This is a genomic window from Rhizobium sp. PP-CC-3G-465, assembly GCF_004343445.1.
Classification (GTDB): Bacteria; Pseudomonadota; Alphaproteobacteria; order Rhizobiales; family Rhizobiaceae; genus Ferranicluibacter; species Ferranicluibacter rubi.
The window spans coordinates 85,282-101,749 of sequence record NZ_SLYH01000006.1; the positions used below are offsets into that span (position 1 = coordinate 85,282).

General features: G+C 61.4%; 18 protein-coding genes and 1 tRNA gene. 9 read left to right on the plus strand and 10 right to left on the minus strand.

Features of this window, described 5'->3' with window-relative positions; all coding sequences use genetic code 11:
- Nucleotides 1-14 precede the first annotated feature (14 nt).
- A complete protein-coding gene (locus C8J33_RS19650; protein ID WP_245507217.1) occupies nucleotides 15-845 on the minus strand; it encodes a DUF4239 domain-containing protein in 831 nt (276 codons plus the stop codon).
- 698 nt (nucleotides 846-1,543) lie between these two features.
- Between C8J33_RS19650 and C8J33_RS19655 the strand changes: the two genes are divergently transcribed.
- Nucleotides 1,544-3,007 carry an AAA family ATPase gene (locus C8J33_RS19655; RefSeq protein WP_245507218.1) on the plus strand — a complete coding sequence of 488 codons (1,464 nt, stop codon included), beginning with the start codon at nucleotides 1,544-1,546 and terminating at the stop codon, nucleotides 3,005-3,007.
- 222 nt (nucleotides 3,008-3,229) lie between these two features.
- On the opposite strand, the gene C8J33_RS19660 is transcribed toward C8J33_RS19655, so the two are convergent.
- The 3 genes from C8J33_RS19660 to C8J33_RS19670 form a co-directional block, all read right to left on the minus strand.
- Nucleotides 3,230-3,306, minus strand: a tRNA-Met gene (locus tag C8J33_RS19660).
- A 148-nt stretch (nucleotides 3,307-3,454) separates the two neighbouring features.
- Nucleotides 3,455-4,651, minus strand: a complete 1,197-nt coding sequence (mnmA, locus tag C8J33_RS19665) for a tRNA 2-thiouridine(34) synthase MnmA (protein WP_110736223.1) — start codon at nucleotides 4,649-4,651, stop codon at nucleotides 3,455-3,457.
- 155 nt (nucleotides 4,652-4,806) lie between these two features.
- Nucleotides 4,807-5,538 (minus strand): helix-turn-helix transcriptional regulator, encoded by a 732-nt coding sequence (locus C8J33_RS19670; RefSeq protein ID WP_110800738.1) that lies wholly within the window; start codon nucleotides 5,536-5,538, stop codon nucleotides 4,807-4,809.
- Between the two features lie 636 nt (nucleotides 5,539-6,174).
- On the opposite strand from C8J33_RS19670, the gene C8J33_RS19675 reads away from it, so the two are divergent.
- Nucleotides 6,175-6,450 (plus strand): DUF1153 domain-containing protein, encoded by a 276-nt coding sequence (locus tag C8J33_RS19675; RefSeq protein WP_062474978.1) that lies wholly within the window; start codon nucleotides 6,175-6,177, stop codon nucleotides 6,448-6,450.
- 375 nt (nucleotides 6,451-6,825) lie between these two features.
- On the opposite strand, the gene C8J33_RS19680 is transcribed toward C8J33_RS19675, so the two are convergent.
- On the minus strand, nucleotides 6,826-7,176 hold the full coding sequence (locus C8J33_RS19680; RefSeq protein WP_092935538.1) for a flagellar export protein FliJ: 351 nt from the start codon (nucleotides 7,174-7,176) through the stop codon (nucleotides 6,826-6,828).
- Between the two features lie 446 nt (nucleotides 7,177-7,622).
- Here C8J33_RS19680 and ctrA point away from each other — a divergent pair, with 446 nt between their 5' ends.
- On the plus strand, nucleotides 7,623-8,321 hold the full coding sequence (gene ctrA, locus C8J33_RS19685; RefSeq protein WP_056339603.1) for a response regulator transcription factor CtrA: 699 nt from the start codon (nucleotides 7,623-7,625) through the stop codon (nucleotides 8,319-8,321).
- A 203-nt stretch (nucleotides 8,322-8,524) separates the two neighbouring features.
- On the opposite strand, the gene C8J33_RS19690 is transcribed toward ctrA, so the two are convergent.
- Nucleotides 8,525-8,887 carry a response regulator gene (locus C8J33_RS19690; protein WP_110736227.1) on the minus strand — a complete coding sequence of 121 codons (363 nt, stop codon included), beginning with the start codon at nucleotides 8,885-8,887 and terminating at the stop codon, nucleotides 8,525-8,527.
- 211 nt (nucleotides 8,888-9,098) lie between these two features.
- The gene (gene chpT / locus C8J33_RS19695) at nucleotides 9,099-9,740 is read right to left on the minus strand and encodes a histidine phosphotransferase ChpT (RefSeq protein WP_110730040.1); all 642 of its coding nucleotides are present in this window, start codon (nucleotides 9,738-9,740) and stop codon (nucleotides 9,099-9,101) included.
- A gap of 365 nt (nucleotides 9,741-10,105) precedes the next feature.
- On the opposite strand from chpT, the gene C8J33_RS19700 reads away from it, so the two are divergent.
- Both C8J33_RS19700 and C8J33_RS19705 read left to right on the plus strand, forming a co-directional pair.
- Nucleotides 10,106-10,654 carry an EipA family protein gene (locus C8J33_RS19700; RefSeq protein ID WP_110730147.1) on the plus strand — a complete coding sequence of 183 codons (549 nt, stop codon included), beginning with the start codon at nucleotides 10,106-10,108 and terminating at the stop codon, nucleotides 10,652-10,654.
- Nucleotides 10,655-10,768: 114 nt separating this feature from the next.
- A complete protein-coding gene (locus tag C8J33_RS19705; RefSeq protein WP_132665085.1) occupies nucleotides 10,769-11,947 on the plus strand; it encodes a hypothetical protein in 1,179 nt (392 codons plus the stop codon).
- A gap of 4 nt (nucleotides 11,948-11,951) precedes the next feature.
- On the opposite strand, the gene C8J33_RS19710 is transcribed toward C8J33_RS19705, so the two are convergent.
- Complete coding sequence (locus C8J33_RS19710) at nucleotides 11,952-12,788, minus strand: TrmH family RNA methyltransferase (protein WP_132665086.1); 837 nt, start codon at nucleotides 12,786-12,788, stop codon at nucleotides 11,952-11,954.
- A gap of 2 nt (nucleotides 12,789-12,790) precedes the next feature.
- Nucleotides 12,791-13,171, minus strand: a complete 381-nt coding sequence (locus tag C8J33_RS19715) for a hypothetical protein (RefSeq protein ID WP_132665087.1) — start codon at nucleotides 13,169-13,171, stop codon at nucleotides 12,791-12,793.
- A 30-nt stretch (nucleotides 13,172-13,201) separates the two neighbouring features.
- Here C8J33_RS19715 and C8J33_RS19720 point away from each other — a divergent pair, with 30 nt between their 5' ends.
- The 4 genes from C8J33_RS19720 to C8J33_RS27105 all read left to right on the plus strand — a co-directional run bounded on the left by C8J33_RS19720 (nucleotide 13,202) and on the right by C8J33_RS27105 (nucleotide 16,093).
- The gene (locus C8J33_RS19720; protein WP_132665088.1) at nucleotides 13,202-14,224 is read left to right on the plus strand and encodes an RluA family pseudouridine synthase; all 1,023 of its coding nucleotides are present in this window, start codon (nucleotides 13,202-13,204) and stop codon (nucleotides 14,222-14,224) included.
- A gap of 102 nt (nucleotides 14,225-14,326) precedes the next feature.
- The gene (locus tag C8J33_RS19725) at nucleotides 14,327-14,584 is read left to right on the plus strand and encodes a DUF2171 domain-containing protein (RefSeq protein ID WP_110730045.1); all 258 of its coding nucleotides are present in this window, start codon (nucleotides 14,327-14,329) and stop codon (nucleotides 14,582-14,584) included.
- 220 nt (nucleotides 14,585-14,804) lie between these two features.
- Nucleotides 14,805-15,710, plus strand: coding sequence for an RNA polymerase sigma factor RpoH (rpoH, locus tag C8J33_RS19730; protein WP_092935526.1), 906 nt, complete (start codon nucleotides 14,805-14,807; stop codon nucleotides 15,708-15,710).
- A 209-nt stretch (nucleotides 15,711-15,919) separates the two neighbouring features.
- A complete protein-coding gene (locus C8J33_RS27105) occupies nucleotides 15,920-16,093 on the plus strand; it encodes a hypothetical protein (RefSeq protein ID WP_165929844.1) in 174 nt (57 codons plus the stop codon).
- Nucleotides 16,094-16,102: 9 nt separating this feature from the next.
- Here C8J33_RS27105 and C8J33_RS19735 read toward each other — a convergent pair whose 3' ends face one another.
- Nucleotides 16,103-16,429, minus strand: a complete 327-nt coding sequence (locus C8J33_RS19735; protein WP_132665089.1) for a hypothetical protein — start codon at nucleotides 16,427-16,429, stop codon at nucleotides 16,103-16,105.
- Between the last annotated feature and the right edge of the window lie 39 nt (nucleotides 16,430-16,468).

Here is a 16,468-nt window from a genome sequence, read left to right on the forward strand (position 1 = left end):
AGCCATTTTGAGACTCAAGGCTGCAGCTCCGCGAGAGCGCGGCGTAGCGGAGCGTCCGAAATCTGAATGGTGCCTTCGAACGGAACATCCATGTCCAGGACGAGGTAAAATGCCGTTGCGATCAAGCTGGCGCCAACGAGGAAGGAAATCGTCACGACGGCATTCAACGGCGCGCGATAGCCGAAACTGGCAAAGATGAGCGTGAGCCAGGCGACGAGCAAGGCGATCAGCGGCATGGGGATCGCACCTTCGGCGTTTCCAACGATGCTCCACCTCTGCTCCACCAGGCGATGATACTGCTGCCGTATATCGATCAGCAGGTTCTGGTGAAAGTCATCGGCGGGCTGGATGGCCGTGATCGCGTCCCCCACGGCATCGAGCGCACGCCCACCGTCATCCGGCCGACGAACATCCGCTGCGGCGGGATTGGCAAGAGCATGAACGACATAGTCGTGCAGCTTGTCGCGCGCTTCCTTACCCATGAGACCGTATGTCCTCAGAGTGCGATCGAGCAAGATGATGTTCGTCGAGAAAGCGTGCACGCTGGTATCGATGCTCTCATACGTGTTCTTCGCCGAATTGATCATCAGGCCGAAAACAAGAGAGGACATGACCACGAAGATGTTGGCAAAAAGTCTCACGACCGTGTTCGTGTCATCGTCGCGGTGCCGGACCGACATCCTCGGGGACAACAGCATGGCACCGACAGACGCCACAGACAGAGATCCGAATATCGCAGGCGCAATCCAGGTTTCGTTCATCGACATTCCATCGGGCAGAAAGTGGTGTTCTTCACGCAACCCTAGCATATGCTGACGCGCGGACCAGCAGCGTGGCTGCGGCAATCCATGGGAGCAACCGTCCGTCCTGCGGAGTTTGCGCCTCTCTGTCTCACGGCGCGCTGCACGAGTTCTTGACAGCGAGGCAGTGGCAGAATCCGCGCGACTTGGCCATTTTCGCCAAATCTGCCGGCGTCTGTGAAGAGGGCTTCAAGACCCCTCGAAACGCCCTTTAGGATTCTTCAAATCATTGATTTGTAACGATGGGGCGCGACCCACTCCGTTGTCAGATTTTGGCCTGCAATGGCGAATTGGCCGATCTCAACCAATTTTAATAGTGTCACCGCGTCATCTCTAGTCTTTGTCTCGCAAAAACAAGATTTTAGCCAATGGTCACGCTAGATAAGAATGACGGTGACAATATCCTTGCAGGGGCTGTATTTCCGCTATGCGCCACAAGCGGACGTTAGCTTCAGGCGGCGCGTTGTCCGATCTACGCCGTTTAGAGATTGGCAACTTTCAGGCGGCGAAGCTGGACAGCGGACCTTGGGTCAACGAGCAGCTTGGTCTAGAAGCATTTCAAAAGCTGATGCTTACTTCCGTTAGTCCATTCCGCAAGTTCCACTTGTTCACCTGGCAGACGCTACTGCTCTGCGACTGAACATTTGCAGTCGATGCGGCGGCAAACGTCTAGAAACTTTGACCAACCCTGTTAGGTTGCATTGTCCGAATCCATAATAGCCGATGAAGAACGGTGTGCGACGTTGAATGTAAACGAACTGAAGGGGCAAACAGCCCATCTCATCAATCTCAACAATATCAATTTAATCATGGGCCGCAATGGCGCGGGAAAGAGCCGTTTCCTTCGTGACATCGAAGCAATGATCAGTCAGAGCAACCATCTCTTTTCTGTCCGGTACGTCAGCCCAGAGCGCGCTGGGACGTTCAAACGCGATGGCAACGTCCTCACAGCTATGAGTAATGATCCCAGTTGGCTTCGGCAAACTCGGGCGGTGAATCAGGCCAATAACTTCAAAGCCGCATCGGCGATGCTTTTCCGCGAAGCCGAAACACTTTACCTGCGTCGCCTGGCTAGTACGCCTGAAATCCGGATGGACCGAACTCGCAACTTCGAGACGGACCGGCTAAGCAAGGTCAATCAGTTGCTCACTAATATCTCACTAGAGATGGGCAACGCCGATTTCGAGTTTCGTTCACTCGCTGACGGCCAAACAATAAGCCCGGACGCAATCAGCAGCGGCGAATCAGAAGCCGTGGCTCTGGCCTCCGAGATTCTCTATTTCTTCGATACAATTGACCCAACGAAGTTCAACGTACTTCTCCTTGACGAGCCAGACGTGCACCTTCACCCTGACCTTCAGGCGCGGCTCGGCAAACTGATCATCGCCATGCTCGATGAGTTCAACAACCACGCGGACAGCATCGCTATATGCCTCTCTACACATAGCAGCCCGCTAGTCTGTTCTCTCGCGGATTCGCAATATGTATCGATTGGCACCAAGAACTTCGCGGTGGATACCGTTGAACTCAAACCGACCAGCGCGGAACTTCGGAAGATTGCCCCGTTCTTCGGCCACCCCCTTTCACTTTCGCTGAGCGAAGACGCGGCGCTGATCCTTGAAGGCGAGGACGACGAACGCGTTTGGCAGCAGGCGGCGCGAACATCGCAGGGACGGATCAAGGTCTTTCCTGTGCTGGCAGGCAGCGTAGACCAGCAGGGTGAACTAGAGAGCTTCTGCGTCGATCTGCTCGGTACGCTTTACGACAACCCCATCGCGTTTTCCCTTCGCGACGGCGACGGCGTGATCGATCAGCCGCTCCAACATCGTCCGCCTATTAGGCGATACCGCCTGCAATGCTATGCGATCGAAAATGTCCTTCTAAGTGATCCCTGCCTCGCTGTGATGGGGACGACTTGGGAGGGTTTTATAGCTGCGGCGACGAAATGGGTTGAGGAAAACCCGGAGCACCCGGACAAAATCTCGATTCACGAACTAGCTGGATCGGACGATCGGCTACGTCACAAGAAGATCAAAAAGATTCGTCAGCTCGTCTGTGCCGTGCTCGGGTGTAAGAAGCCTTGGGAGGTAGTGGTCGGTCAGGCGATCGGGGCGCTAATGAATGAGGATATCGCAAATTCCAACATGTTGGTCTTCTTCCTTGGCGCGGAGATGGTCAGCGACATCATTTTCAGAAATGCAGAGTAAGCATAGCGATATAGCAAGAGGCCGCGACCCTACCCACTCTCCAGTATCAAACCGAGAGGACCGGCTGGTTTCGACGATAGTTTCCGGTCATAGGTATGAATGAGACGACGCGCAAAGCTGGATTAAGAGTTTCAGATCGGAATTTCCGCAATGGGCCGAAACCGGACGCTCCATAAGCGGGGATTACGCGATCTCTTGTTGGTCGCCGTTCGCAAAACCATTTGGTAGCGGGAGAGGGACTCGAACCCCCGACACGCGGATTATGATTCCGCTGCTCTAACCACCTGAGCTACCCCGCCGCCGGATGCGACCTTTGGTCGGTCGCTTGCGGTGGGCGGCTTATAAGATGTGGGTCAGGGGGGTGTCAAGCGATGGTGGAAAAAAAGCGGGAGGATGTGCGGGGCGGGGGCCGAGCGCTTGTGGGGCAGGGGTTGGCCATCGCCCGGTTCAGGCGGCGGCGGGGGTTTCGAGGAGGTGGCGCAGGGCCTGTTCGGCGGCGGGTTCGCGTTCCGAGCGCAGGATGAAGCCACCGCCGTAGACGCGGGCGTCTTCGCCGGGGCCGGAATAGAGCGCGCAGGCCTGTCCGGGCGCGATGCCGGCTTCGCCTTCCATGAGTTCCACGGTGATACCCGACGCATCGACCTTCAGCAGGGCCGGGGCGGGAACGCGGGTGGAGCGGACCTTGGCGTAGCAGGCAAGGCCTTCCGCCGGCAGGTCTTCCAGCGCCACATCGCCCAGCCAGTTCATGTCGCGCAGCGCGACGCGGCGGGTCTCCAGCGCCTCGCGCGGGCCGACGATGACGCGGCAGGAGCGGGCGTCGAGGTGAACGACATAAAGCGGCTCGCCGGTGGCGACGCCGATGCCGCGGCGCTGGCCGATGGTGTAGTGCAGGATGCCCTCGTGCCGGCCGAGAACGCGGCCGTCGAGATGGACGATATCGCCGGCCAGCGCCGCATTCGGCCGCAGCTTGGAGACGATGTCGCTATACTTGCCCTGCGGCACGAAACAGATGTCCTGGCTGTCGGCCTTCTTGGCGACGACGAGGCCCATATCCTCGGCCAGCGCCCGGGTTTCCGCCTTGGTCAGGTGGCCGAGCGGGAAGCGCAGGTAATCGATCTGCTCCTGCGTGGTCGCAAACAGGAAGTAGCTCTGGTCGCGGTCGGCGTCCGTCGGGCGATAGAGCGCGCGGCGACCAGGGAAGCCCGGCTGCGGATTGGCGCGCGAGCGGATATAGTGGCCCGTCGCCAGCGCATCGGCGCCGAGGTCGCGGGCGGTCGCCAGCAGATCGGCGAACTTGACGGTCTGGTTGCAGGCGACGCAGGGGATCGGCGTTTCCCCGGCGATATAGCTCTCGGCAAACGGATTGATGACGGTTTCGCGAAAGCGCTGCTCGTAGTCGAGCACGTAATGGGGAATGCCGAGCACGTCGCAGACGCGGCGTGCGTCGTCGATATCCTGGCCCGCGCAGCAGGAGCCGGCGCGGTGGACGGCAGCGCCGTGGTCGTAGAGCTGCAGCGTGATGCCGAAGACGTCGTAGCCCTCCCGCTTCAGAATGCCTGCGACGACGGAACTGTCGACGCCGCCGGACATGGCGACGACGACGCGGGTATCTTCAGGCTTGCGGTCGAAATCGAGGCTGTTCACGAGAGATGGTCCGATTCTGTCGGATGACCGGCGCGGCGTTCGCGCCTGCACCTTGCTTGACGCCAATATAAAAGGTCGAGGCCGGGTCTACAAGCACTGCCACGCGTGGCCGGCGATGCGCACCGCGCAAGCCGCGGCGACGGGGCACAAAACCGTCAGATGATCTTCAGCCGCATGGCGCGGGCGATCGCCTGCATGCGGTTGACGGCGTCGAGCTTGCGGGCGGCGGTCTTGAAGTAGCTGCTGACGGTATAGGCGGAGATGCCGAGGATGATGGCGATCTCGTCGCTGCTCTTGCCGGCCGCGGCCCAGCGGAGGCATTCGATCTCGCGGGCGGAAAGTTTTTCCCGCGTGGTGACGCCGGCGTCCATGGAGCGCTCCAGCCGCTCGAACAGCTGCAGAAGGACGTAATAGAGCTCTGCCGCCTCGATGCCTTCCGGCGCGTCGCGGCTGCCGGACAGCGTGACGATGAAGGGATCGGCATAGGTCGTGTGCAGCAGCACGGCGAGGGTGAAGGCCATGGAGGGTGTAATCTCGACGGCGGTCACGGGCTTGCCGCGGAGGCCGAGAAGGGTGGCCGTCTCGTTGAACACGGGCAACTTGGTGTGGCGCAGCTCCTCCACCAGCCGGCTCAGCCGGAAAATGTCGAGCGCGTCGTAGCCCCGCACAAGATCGGAAGGCCAGCTGCTGACGACCAGGCGTTCGGCAAAATTCTGCTGGTCGCCAGCGGGAGCGCGCACGATCATGAAATTGTCGAAGCCGAATTCGGCGGCGCATTGCCGCATGAGGCGCAGGACTTCGTATTCCGTGTGGACGGAGGACGGATCCGGGGTCGGAAAGAGCAGGCTCGATCTCCCGCTGCTCACCGTTTCATCGACGTCGGGCATTGCGTCTTCACCACTGCCGGCTCGGCCGGCTCCTTGTTTCGTGCGCGTCCTTCCGCCTGCAAATGCAACGGTTCCGTTGCGCGGCCGGCGTCTCGACCTCATTGGGCGGGCGCGTCGGGCGGCATCGGCCATTGCAGTCTAACGGAAAAATACCGTGATGGCATCCAAGGATGCGCATGCGTGAAATCTCGCAGCCTATGATGGCGCGAGGCTGATATCCTGCAGTTTCCCGACGTCGTCGTGCCTCGCGGCACTATCGTGGAGACCGTTCGAGGCCCCGTGACGACGAAAAATGCGGTCGATGCCTGCTGCGGACGCGCCGCATGCTGCTGCTTCGCGGCGATCTGTACGAAAATCTTACGACGTTTCCTACCCGCTGCTTTCGCATGGCAGCTATGCGGCGGAGTCTTCGCACAATGCAGGTTTTCCACGGCTTTGCGGTGTGCGGGGACCCGATACAATCGGGGCGTGGTGTCCCGCCGTGAGACCGGAAATGGCCCTTCTTTCCGCATCGGAGGAGCCCTTTGCGGCAAGTCATTCGAATGATGGATAAATTGTGCCGTCGAGCTTAGGCAAATCTTAAATGTGGCAGGCTAGGCTCTCCGAATATGGTCTTGAGTATGTGTAGAGAGTCCAATGACCGAAATGGTACGACCCCGCGTGAAGTATGTCATCGGCCCGGATGGCAGCCCACTGACGATCGCCGATCTTCCCCCGGCGAACACGCGGCGCTGGGTGATTAGACGGAAGGCAGAAGTGGTGGCAGCTGTTCGCGGCGGCCTGCTGAGCCTTGAAGAGGCCTGTGAGCGGTATACGCTGACGGTCGAGGAGTTCCTGTCCTGGCAGGCTTCGATCAACGATCACGGTCTCGCAGGATTGCGCACGACGCGCATCCAGCAATATCGCCACTGAGATCATCAGGGCGTCATCGATCGGCTCGAGCGGCCGCGACCTTCGTCGCGGCCGCTCGATTGCGTTTTGGATTCCGGTGATGGACGCGTTTCGATCGAGGTGAAGAGGGCACGACTGCGCGCGCGCGCCGGCGAGCCTCGAGACATGGCTGCGGCTACGCTTGGCTGCGGCCAGGTGTGGCCGCGGGAAGGCTTCGCGCAAGCTCCTGAGCTTACCGTTCGTCACATGTGCCGTTCGGTCGCGCGAGGGAGCGCGGTCGTCGGCGAAAGACGGGGAATGGAAAGCACAAACGACGACGGCCGCGCTTCGGAGCGAGGCGCGGCGTCGTTCGTCAGGCTGGACTGCCGGTCAGGTTCGACTGCCGGCAGATAAGGATCAGGCGCGCAGGCGCACGAGACCGTCGCGTTCTTCGAGCGCGGAGGCCTTGGCGAATTCGGCCTGGACGTCTTCCAGAGCGAGTTCTGCCGCGTCCTGCTGGACTTTCAGTTCCCGAACCGACACTTGCAGATTGTCGGCCCGCTGGCGGGCCGCCTTTGCAAAGGTCGGATAGGCAAAATGGGACGGATCCGAAATGCCAGACTTTTTCTCCTCGAATGCGATCTGATGCTCCAAATCCTTGGTCATCCTTTCGAATTCAGCCATCATCATCTGAAGCTGCTTCAGTTGACGCTGTTTGTCTTTCACCTGAAATTCCTTCAGGCGGACAAGGCTCTCACGTGACTTCATACGCAATACTCCCGCGGTGCGAGACCCGGCATCTCACTTGCAACCCTTACCGAAGGCTCATGCCTGCGGCTCCGCGAAAAAACCCCAGCGATCTTAACAAATGCCTACCGCTGGTAACGTTTCGTTTACGGGCATAGTTAATCCTAGGGACGATCATTTAAGGCCCGGTAAATGGCCAACGCGAAATGTGACGCTTTGGTGTTTTGGCGAGTCTCTGGAATCCGATAAGGCGGTTCGCTCACTTTCAGGGTGAGAAAGCCGTTTTATCAAAAACGAACAAAATCAAGGGGCTGAGAAATATATTTAACAAATGCTGTGCACCTTGCCAGAGGGAATCAGAATTTGTTAACCATTTGGTGGCAAGCTCCAAATCAGGCAACGACTGGATCCGTTTAGCGTCAGGCAGCCTTGCACTACCTTTCAGCGGCGGAAAAGGGGACAAAAACATGCGGGTTCTGCTTATCGAGGACGACAGCGCGACAGCGCAGAGCATCGAGTTGATGCTCAAGTCCGAGAGTTTTAATGTGTACACCACCGATCTCGGTGAAGAGGGCGTCGATCTCGGCAAACTCTACGACTACGACATCATCCTGCTCGACCTCAACCTTCCCGACATGTCGGGCTATGAGGTGCTCCGGACCCTTCGCCTGTCCAAGGTGAAGACGCCGATCCTCATCCTCTCCGGCATGGCCGGTATCGAGGATAAGGTTCGGGGCCTGGGCTTCGGGGCTGACGACTACATGACCAAGCCGTTCCACAAGGACGAGCTTGTGGCGCGCATCCATGCGATCGTTCGCCGCTCCAAGGGTCATGCCCAGTCCGTCATCTCGACCGGCGAGTTGATCGTCAATCTGGATGCGAAGACCGTCGAAGTCGGCGGGCAGCGCGTTCACTTGACGGGCAAGGAATACCAGATGCTGGAGCTGCTTTCGCTCCGCAAGGGTACGACGCTGACCAAGGAAATGTTCCTCAACCACCTCTACGGCGGTATGGACGAGCCGGAACTGAAGATCATCGACGTCTTCATCTGCAAGCTGCGCAAGAAGCTGGCAAACGCTGCCGGCGGCGCGAACTACATCGAGACCGTCTGGGGCCGCGGCTACGTGCTGCGCGAACCGGAAGGCGATCTCGCCGAGAGCGCCTGATCTTCCGGATGTTTTGAGAGCCATCGGCGATCATGCATCCCGCAGTGCAGGATCGCCGTTATCGGCGCCGACCGACCCGCCCTTCGTGGCGGGTTTTTCGTTTTCAGCGGTCTGGAAAACGCGGGGATTTTGCTGACACGAAAAAGGCCGCCTTGCGGGCGGCCGGTCTCAGGTCAGGGGAGGGGAAGCCCCAAGGGGCTCGCTCAGGCAGCGGCGGCGTAGGCGCCGAAGACGCTGGTCAGGATCTTGCGGTCGAAGGGCTTCAGCAGGAAATCGTCGGCACCGGCGCGCTTGCCCGCCATCATCTTGCGCAGGTCAGCCTCGATGACGCAGTAGTAGATGCGCACGGACTTGCCTTCGGACATCACCCGAATGTTGGCGATCAGCTCCAGCGCGCCATCCAGGCCCGCATCGACGACGATGATGTTGGGAAGCTCGGCTTCACACCGCGCCAGCGCCTCGAGGCCATTGGCGGCTTCCGAGACGAGAAAGCCCATGCCGGAGAGAATGCGCTTTCCGACCTTGCGCACCACGTCGGAGTCGTCGGCGATCATCAAGCGCTGCATGGGAGCTCCTTGCCCTTTCATTCCCGTGAACGTAAGACCTCGACACAAAGCCGAAGGCGGATATCCGCCCCGGCGCTGCATCAACGTCCAGTTGCGCACTCTCACGATCTCGCATGCGAGACCGGAGGTGTACGCTCTTCTCGGGATTATAAGGCGCCGTTGGCAAACAAACCGTTACCGGAGCAGCGAAGAGTGACGACGACGTTCGATGCTAGATGGAGGAGGCCATGAAGACGATCTCTTCCGGGGTCGGGAGGATCTCGATTTTCATGCTGGCTTCGTCTGCAAGGAGCACGGTGTAATAGGGCTGGATCGTGTGGGCATCGACGGCTTCTTCCAGCGTGCCGGAGAGAAGTTCGACAAGCCTGGGTGGTACGCGCATCATCTTGCCGCGCACGACGAGCTTGAAGACGGCGTCGTATTCCGGGTTTTCCAGCGTCACATCCAGCGAGCCGCCGCGGGGAATGGCGCCGTAGGCGATGAGGAAGAGGTTGAGCAGCAGCTTCACGCGGTTTTTCGGAATGATGACGCGCGGGCCCGTCCAGGTGATCTCGGTCTTCTTTTCCACCACAGCGAAGTCACGCGCTGCCTTTTCCGCTTCGCCGGTGTCGATGGACGCGCCGACCGAGCCGGAGGCGCCGAAGGCAAGGCGGGCGAACTTCAGGCGGACGGCGGCGTTCAGCGCGCTGGTGCGGATGAGGTCCATGGCGTCGGCATCGGCGCCGCCTTCGTCGAGAAGCTCCAGGCCGTTGTTGATGGCGCCGACCGGCGAGATGATATCGTGGCAGACGCGGCTGCAGAGCAGGGCGGCGAGGTCGGGGCCGGTCAGGGTCAGGTTCGGATTCTTTTCCATCGTCTTGTCCTTTAAGGTCGCCCTTGCCGATGTTGATCTGGCATCCCGGTGCGCAATGCCATCGCGCGGGGCTGTTTTCGGCTATGGTCTAGAGGGTGAAGATTGCGCGGACGTGGCGTGTCCGGTCTCGTGTTCCGTCCGGCCATAATGACACCATGTTTGGTAAACCAATTGTTAAGATGATGGGTTCAGAGTGTCGGAATCCCGGGCCGGGGCCTCAGACAGGCACGGCCTGCTCCTGCCGATACCCTATCGGCCTTGGGATAACGGAGGATGCGATGCTGCCGAGATCGAAATTTGCGCCATCGAAAGACGTTGCCGCCCGCGTCAAGCGGCGCAGCCTGCTGTCTGCCGTGAAAGCCATTATGTTCGGCGCGCTGGCGCTGTGCGTCGCCGTCTCCACTGCCGCCGCGCAATCCGCCAACAACACGTCGCAATATTCCATCCAGGAAATCGTCGATGCGGGACACGGCTTCTTCGGGTCCACATCCGGCGGTCTTGCCAAGGTGGTCGAGCGGGCGTTCCAGAGCTATGGCCTGCCGAACGGCTACATTCTCGGCCAGGAGGGCTCCGGTGCCTTCGTCGCCGGCCTCACCTATGGCGAGGGCAGCCTGAACACCAAGAATGCCGGGCAGCACGGCGTCTACTGGCAGGGCCCTTCGCTCGGCCTCGATGCCGGCGGGCAGGGCAGCCGCATCATGATGCTCGTCTACAATCTTCCGAGCGTGCCCGGCCTTTACAAGCGGTTCGGCGGCGTCTCCGGGTCGGCCTATGTCGTGGCCGGGGTCGGCATGACGGTGCTAACCGACGAGCATATCGTGCTCGTGCCGATCCGCACCGGTGTCGGCGCCCGCCTCGGCATCAATGTCGGCTACCTCAAGCTGACCCAGCAGCCGACCTGGAACCCTTTCTGAGCGTGCCTGGCTTGCGCTGCTAACCGGTCCACCGCTTGCCAATCCGGGGCCGAGCGCGAATAATGATGCGCAAGAAGGATGCCCTTGCCCAACCGCCTGTGAAGTGACCTCCGCGTGATCCAATTTGCACTGCTGTTCGCCCTGGGCTTCCTCACCGCGATCCTTCTCGGCGCGCTGGTCGCGCCCGTCATCCATCGGCGGATCGTGCGGTTTGCGGAGGACCGGCTGAAAGCGACGACGCCGCTGACGCAACAGGAGGTTCGCGCCCAGAAGGACGCGGCGCGCGCGATCTATGCTGCGGAAAACGTGCGCACCAGCCAGACGCTGAAGCGCGAGCGCGACAAGGCGATCTCCCTCATGCTGGCCCGCGAGAAGGCCGAGCAGGACGTGCGGACGATACGCGCCGAGAATGAGGAGCTTCATGCGCAGCTGGACGAGATGAACGGGGAGGCGGGAGACCTGCGCTCCGGCATCCGGCTTCTGGAGCAGCATATCGAGCGGCTGAAGGATGCGCTGGGCACGCTGGAGATGGATTACGCCTCCAAGACCGAGCAGGCGGCCTTGCTTGCGCGTCAGCTCGATCGCGTTTCGGCCGAACTCGACGAGGTCCGCGCCGTATCGGTCGCCGAAGCGTCGCAGGTCGATGAACTCCATGCCCGGGCCGGTGGCTTGCGCGATGAGCGCGAAACCCTGCGCGACGAGCGGCGCCGCGAGAGCGAGAAGGCGAAGGCCCTGGAACTGAAGCTGGCGCAGCAGGAGATCCGGGCAAAGCAGCTCGAATCCCGTCTGACGACGGCCAATGGGCTTCTGGCCGACCGGGAGACCCATCTGGAACGCGGCAGCGCGGAAATCGACCGCCTCACCACGCGCGTTCGCGAGATGACGGCGGAGCTGGCGGCCGCCATGCAGGCGTTGCGTGCTGCGGGGATTGAGCCGCGATCCCTTGCGAAAGAGGCGGCCGATGATGGTGGCCTGCCAACCACTGGGCGAGAGGACGCGATCGCACTTCCTGCACCGGACGAGACCACGCTGCTCTCGCCGCCCGGCATCCCCACGCCGGAACGCCTGGCGGCGGATGCCGGCGCCTTCATCGACCGCCTTATGGCGTCCGATCCGGCCGACGACTTGGCACTGCGCGAAGACCTCCTGCAGATTGCGGCGGCGATGACGGCTCTGACGGCAAAGAACGAAGGAGAGGCATCGCCCATCCCCGCCTTGCTGGCGCGGGAGGCGGACGGCGGCGCGACGACGCTGGCCGCGCGGACCCGGTCGCTTCTGTCCTCTATCTCCTGAAACGTTAGACGAGGCCGTTGAGGCTGGCGATCCGGTGAAGCGCGATGCCGGTGGCGGTGGCGACGTTGAGGCTGTCGAGGCCCGGCTTCTGCCGGATGCGGGCCGTGCGGATCGCGGCCATGATGGCGGGCGGCAGGCCTTCGCCCTCGGCACCTACCACCAGCGCCGTGCGCGGCGCGGGCGAAATATCGTCCAGATCGGTTTCACCACGCGGCGATAGGCCCCACAGCGCAAACCCGCGGCCCTCGATGGCCGCAAGCAGGTTACCCGCCGTGCCCTGCCGCACGAAGGGGACCGTGAGCACCGCGCCGACCGAGACGCGGATCGCCTTGCGATACAGCGGATCGCAGCAGGTTTCGTCCAAGAGGACGGCGCTCGCGCCGAAGGCGGCGGCGTTGCGGAAGATCGAACCGACATTGTCGTGATTGGAAAGGCCGCAGGCGGTGAGGATCAAAGCCTCGTCCGGGAGGGTCGAGAGCAGGCCGTCCAGCGTTTGCGGCCTCTGCCGCGTGCCGATGGCGAGCACGCCGCGATGCATGTCGAAGCCGGCGATGGCGTTGAAGACCGTGGCATCCGCGACGAAGACCGGCACCGTGTCCTCGAACTGCGCGAGAATGTCGGCAACGCCCGCAAGCCGGTTTTCGAGAAGCAGGATCGCCTCGGCCGTAAACGGACCGCCGCCGGCAGCCGATGCCGCCAGCATGCGCAGCACCACGGTGCCTTCCGCGATGAAGCGGTTGTGGCGGCCGGTCAGGTCGCGCTCGCGGATCGAGACGAAGGCGGCGATGCGCGGATCGGCCGGGTCCGTGATGCGCTCGGCGACGCGCTCGGTGTCCGGCACGGTCAGTTCGCGGGTACGGAGATATCGGCGACGATGCGGTTGGCGGCGATGTCGTAGACGAGCGCCTTGCGGACACCGGCAAGCGTGCCGAAGAACAGGATCTGACCGCCCGAAAGCGAGGTGTCGGTGATCTCGAAGCCTTGCGGAAGCACGGCGGTGGCTGCCAGCGGCGCATCGCTCGGCACACCGGCTGTGCTGTTTGCCAGCGACGGCGCGGCGCTCGGGCGCGTGACCTTGTAGACAATCGCGCCCAGCACGGCCATAAGCATGACCAACATCACCCCCGCCGAGACCAGCTGCAGGCGGATCATCTTGCGGCGAACGTTTTCCATCACCGGATCGAGCGGCTTTTCGTCCTGTTCGTCAGGTTCCTGGAGCGACATGGGCGGTTTGACCTCACGGATCGAGTAAGTATGAACGACCCCTTTAAACAAACGGCAGCCCCAGGGAAAGTCCTGACGGCGCAAGACGATGCATCCGGGCGCATGGATGCGTGGCTGACCGAGCAGATGGACGGACTTTTTTCCCGCAATCGTATCAAGGCACTGATCGAACAGGGCGCCGTGCGCGTCAACGGCAAGCCGGTGCTGGAGCCCAAGCGCAAGGTGCAGCCGGGCGACGTGTTCGAGATCGGCATGCCGGAGCCGGAAGATCCCGAACCCAAGGGCGAGGACATCCCGCTCGACGTCCTTTATGAAGATAACGACGTGATCGTGCTTATCAAGCCGCCGGGGCTCGTCGTGCATCCCGGCGCCGGCAACTGGACGGGGACGCTGGTCAACGCGCTCATCCATCATTGCGGCGACAGTCTTTCGGGCATCGGCGGCGTCAAGCGGCCGGGCATCGTCCACCGTCTGGACAAGGACACCAGCGGCGTCATGGTCGTTGCAAAGAACGATCTTGCCCACCGGCACCTCTCCGACCAGTTCGCCGACCACGGACGCACCGGACCGCTGGAACGCGCCTATGCCGCCATCGTCTGGGGCCGACCGCGGGGACTGCGCGGCACGATCGACGCGCCGCTCGGGCGCGCCGGAGACCGGATCAAGCGGGCGGTGAAGAAGCACGATGCGGACGATGCGCGCGAGGCCATCACCCATTACGAGGTGACCGAGCGCTACCACGAAAAGCCGGATGCGACGGCGCTGGCCGCCATGGTCGAATGCCGGCTGGAGACGGGGCGCACCCACCAGATCCGCGTCCACATGGCCTATATCGGGCATCCCCTGGTGGGCGATGCCGACTATGGCGCGGCATTCCGGACGAAATCGAACCTTTTGCCCGATGCCGCCAAGGCCGTCGTCGACCGGTTCCCGCGCCAGGCGCTGCATGCGTTCATGCTGGCGTTCGAACATCCGGCGACCGGGGAAACGATGCGCTTCGCCTCGGCGCTGCCGGACGATATGCTGGAGCTGGCTGCAGCCCTGAAAGCGTAAGTCCGCAGGCGTTCTGGCGGGCACTCGTGAAATCTCAAGCCTTGCATGCATCCTTTTGTCGATGCCGGCGTTTTCCGGTATCGATAGCCAAGGAGAGACATCATGATCGATGCCAGCCAGATCAAGGAACATGCCGAAGTCATCAGCGCCGATGGCGTTCATGTCGGAACCGTCGACGGTGTCGAGGGCGACCGCATCAAGCTGACGAAGAAGGACAATCCGGTCGGTCATCAGGACCATCATCATTTCATCGCCCTGTCGCTCGTCGAGAGCGTAGACGACAACCGCGTTCGCCTCAGCGCCAAGAGTGACGAGGCGTTCCTGTCAGAGCAGGAAGATGACGGTGCAGCCATCCGCTGACGCTGTCCGGAACTTCCGGAAAATCCGGCGTGAGGGGTTGATTTCAGCCCCTCGATGCCGATCTTACCGAGATATTCCGAAGCCCAAGGATGGGGTCGCAATCGCGCGGCTGCATACTTGAATCGTGCGCTGCGCGTTCTTATCTTGGTGACCTGTGGGGTCGAAGGACCCACATGCCCGGCTTGCCAGATGGAGGCCGGAACGAGAAAGGGGTGCAAACATGGCCCGTAGTACGATGCCGACACTGACCGCCGGCGAAGGTGGTCTCAATCGATATCTCGATGAAATCCGCAAGTTTCCCATGCTGGAGCCGCAGGTCGAGTATATGCTCGCCAAGCGCTACCAGGAACATGACGACCGCAAGGCCGCCCATCAGCTCGTGACCAGCCATCTGCGCCTCGTGGCGAAGATCGCCATGGGCTATCGCGGCTATGGCCTGCCGATCGGCGAAGTCGTTTCCGAAGGCAATGTCGGCCTGATGCAGGCCGTGAAAAAGTTCGATCCGGAACGCGGTTTCCGTCTGGCGACCTATGCCATGTGGTGGATCAAGGCGTCCATTCAGGAATATATCCTGCGCTCGTGGTCGCTCGTGAAGATGGGCACCACCGCCAACCAGAAGCGTCTGTTCTTCAACCTGCGTCGCCTCAAGGGCAAGATCCAGGCGCTGGATGACGGCGACCTGAAGCCGGATCAGGTGAAGCAGATCGCGACCACTCTGAACGTATCGGAGGCCGAGGTCATTTCGATGAACCAGCGGCTTTCCGGCGACGCCTCACTGAACGCGCCGATCAAGGCGGGCGAGGGCGAATCCGGACAGTGGCAGGATTGGCTGGTCGATGCCAGCGACAGCCAGGAAGACATCCTGATCGAGCAGGACGAACTGGAAAACCGCCGTTCGCTTCTGTCGGGTGCGATGGAGGTGCTCAACGATCGCGAACGCCGCATCTTCCAGGCGCGCCGCCTGACGGAAGATCCGGTGACGCTGGAAGAACTCTCGACCGAATTCGAGATCAGCCGAGAACGCGTCCGCCAGATCGAGGTTCGTGCCTTCGAAAAGGTGCAGGACGCGGTGCAGAAGGCCGCTCTTGCGCGGGCGCAGGCCTTGCGGGTCGTCGAAGACGCTTAGGCTGACGCCATTTCAAGATTTCCGAGCCCGGCTGTTCCACAGTCGGGCTTTTTGTTTTGTTTTGGCCATATCTCGAAGAACTGCTGAAAATGCGACCGATTGCTTTAGGATTTTGATTCCGAAAGAGGCCTACAAGACGAGGTGTGACGTGCATCACCAGGCGTGCCTGCGGTGCGGTTTCATGTGATGTCGTTGGAAAGAGGCAGGTCATGCAAGAGACAATGGAGGGCCATGCCATGCCGATGCTGCGGCCCCGGCCCGCTCGCGGCCAGAAAAGCCGAACAGTGCGGCCGACACTGAGGATTCTGGCGATTGCCGGTGCCCTCGCTCTGTCCGCCGGACTGTGGGTCGGCGGTTACGCCCTGGTTCGCCTCGTCTGGTAGATATGCGCTTTAATTTGTGCCGTCGCCGGCTGCCAGCAGAATGCGCAGTTCCCGATCCAGCGCGTCGGCAATCTGCCGCGGGTCGGACTCATCCGCCGAGGCGGCATCGATTTCGAAGAGTTCGATAACGGCAAGATCGATCTGCTTCTCTTCGGCGGAGACAAGGTCGGGCTCGGGCTCGTAGTAGATCCGGCAGTGGTCCACGAAGTCGCGGCCGACGTCGCCATCCAGAAGGAGCGCCAGCGTCTTGCCGTTCTCGTCACGAAAGTGAAAGACCGTATTCAGGCCTTTCGGCGTTGTCGAAAGGTGACGTGCTGCGAATGCGAGTTCCGACATTGACGACCTCGAATTTTCTCAACAGTTCGCAATCTATCA

Excerpts from the sequence above, each read along its gene's own strand:
- C8J33_RS19715 (WP_132665087.1), bottom strand. The coding sequence starts at position 13,171 with ATGTCGCTCCAGGAACCTGACGAACAGGACGAAAAGCCGCTCGATCCG.
- C8J33_RS19720 (WP_132665088.1), top strand. The coding sequence starts at position 13,202 with ATGAACGACCCCTTTAAACAAACGGCAGCCCCAGGGAAAGTCCTGACG.
- C8J33_RS19670 (WP_110800738.1), bottom strand. The coding sequence starts at position 5,538 with ATGCCCGACGTCGATGAAACGGTGAGCAGCGGGAGATCGAGCCTGCTC.
- C8J33_RS19735 (WP_132665089.1), bottom strand. The coding sequence starts at position 16,429 with ATGTCGGAACTCGCATTCGCAGCACGTCACCTTTCGACAACGCCGAAA.
- C8J33_RS27105 (WP_165929844.1), top strand. The coding sequence starts at position 15,920 with ATGCAAGAGACAATGGAGGGCCATGCCATGCCGATGCTGCGGCCCCGG.
- ctrA (WP_056339603.1), top strand. The coding sequence starts at position 7,623 with ATGCGGGTTCTGCTTATCGAGGACGACAGCGCGACAGCGCAGAGCATC.
- C8J33_RS19700 (WP_110730147.1), top strand. The coding sequence starts at position 10,106 with ATGTTCGGCGCGCTGGCGCTGTGCGTCGCCGTCTCCACTGCCGCCGCG.
- C8J33_RS19675 (WP_062474978.1), top strand. The coding sequence starts at position 6,175 with ATGACCGAAATGGTACGACCCCGCGTGAAGTATGTCATCGGCCCGGAT.
- C8J33_RS19725 (WP_110730045.1), top strand. The coding sequence starts at position 14,327 with ATGATCGATGCCAGCCAGATCAAGGAACATGCCGAAGTCATCAGCGCC.
- rpoH (WP_092935526.1), top strand. The coding sequence starts at position 14,805 with ATGGCCCGTAGTACGATGCCGACACTGACCGCCGGCGAAGGTGGTCTC.
- C8J33_RS19690 (WP_110736227.1), bottom strand. The coding sequence starts at position 8,887 with ATGCAGCGCTTGATGATCGCCGACGACTCCGACGTGGTGCGCAAGGTC.
- chpT (WP_110730040.1), bottom strand. The coding sequence starts at position 9,740 with ATGGAAAAGAATCCGAACCTGACCCTGACCGGCCCCGACCTCGCCGCC.
- C8J33_RS19680 (WP_092935538.1), bottom strand. The coding sequence starts at position 7,176 with ATGAAGTCACGTGAGAGCCTTGTCCGCCTGAAGGAATTTCAGGTGAAA.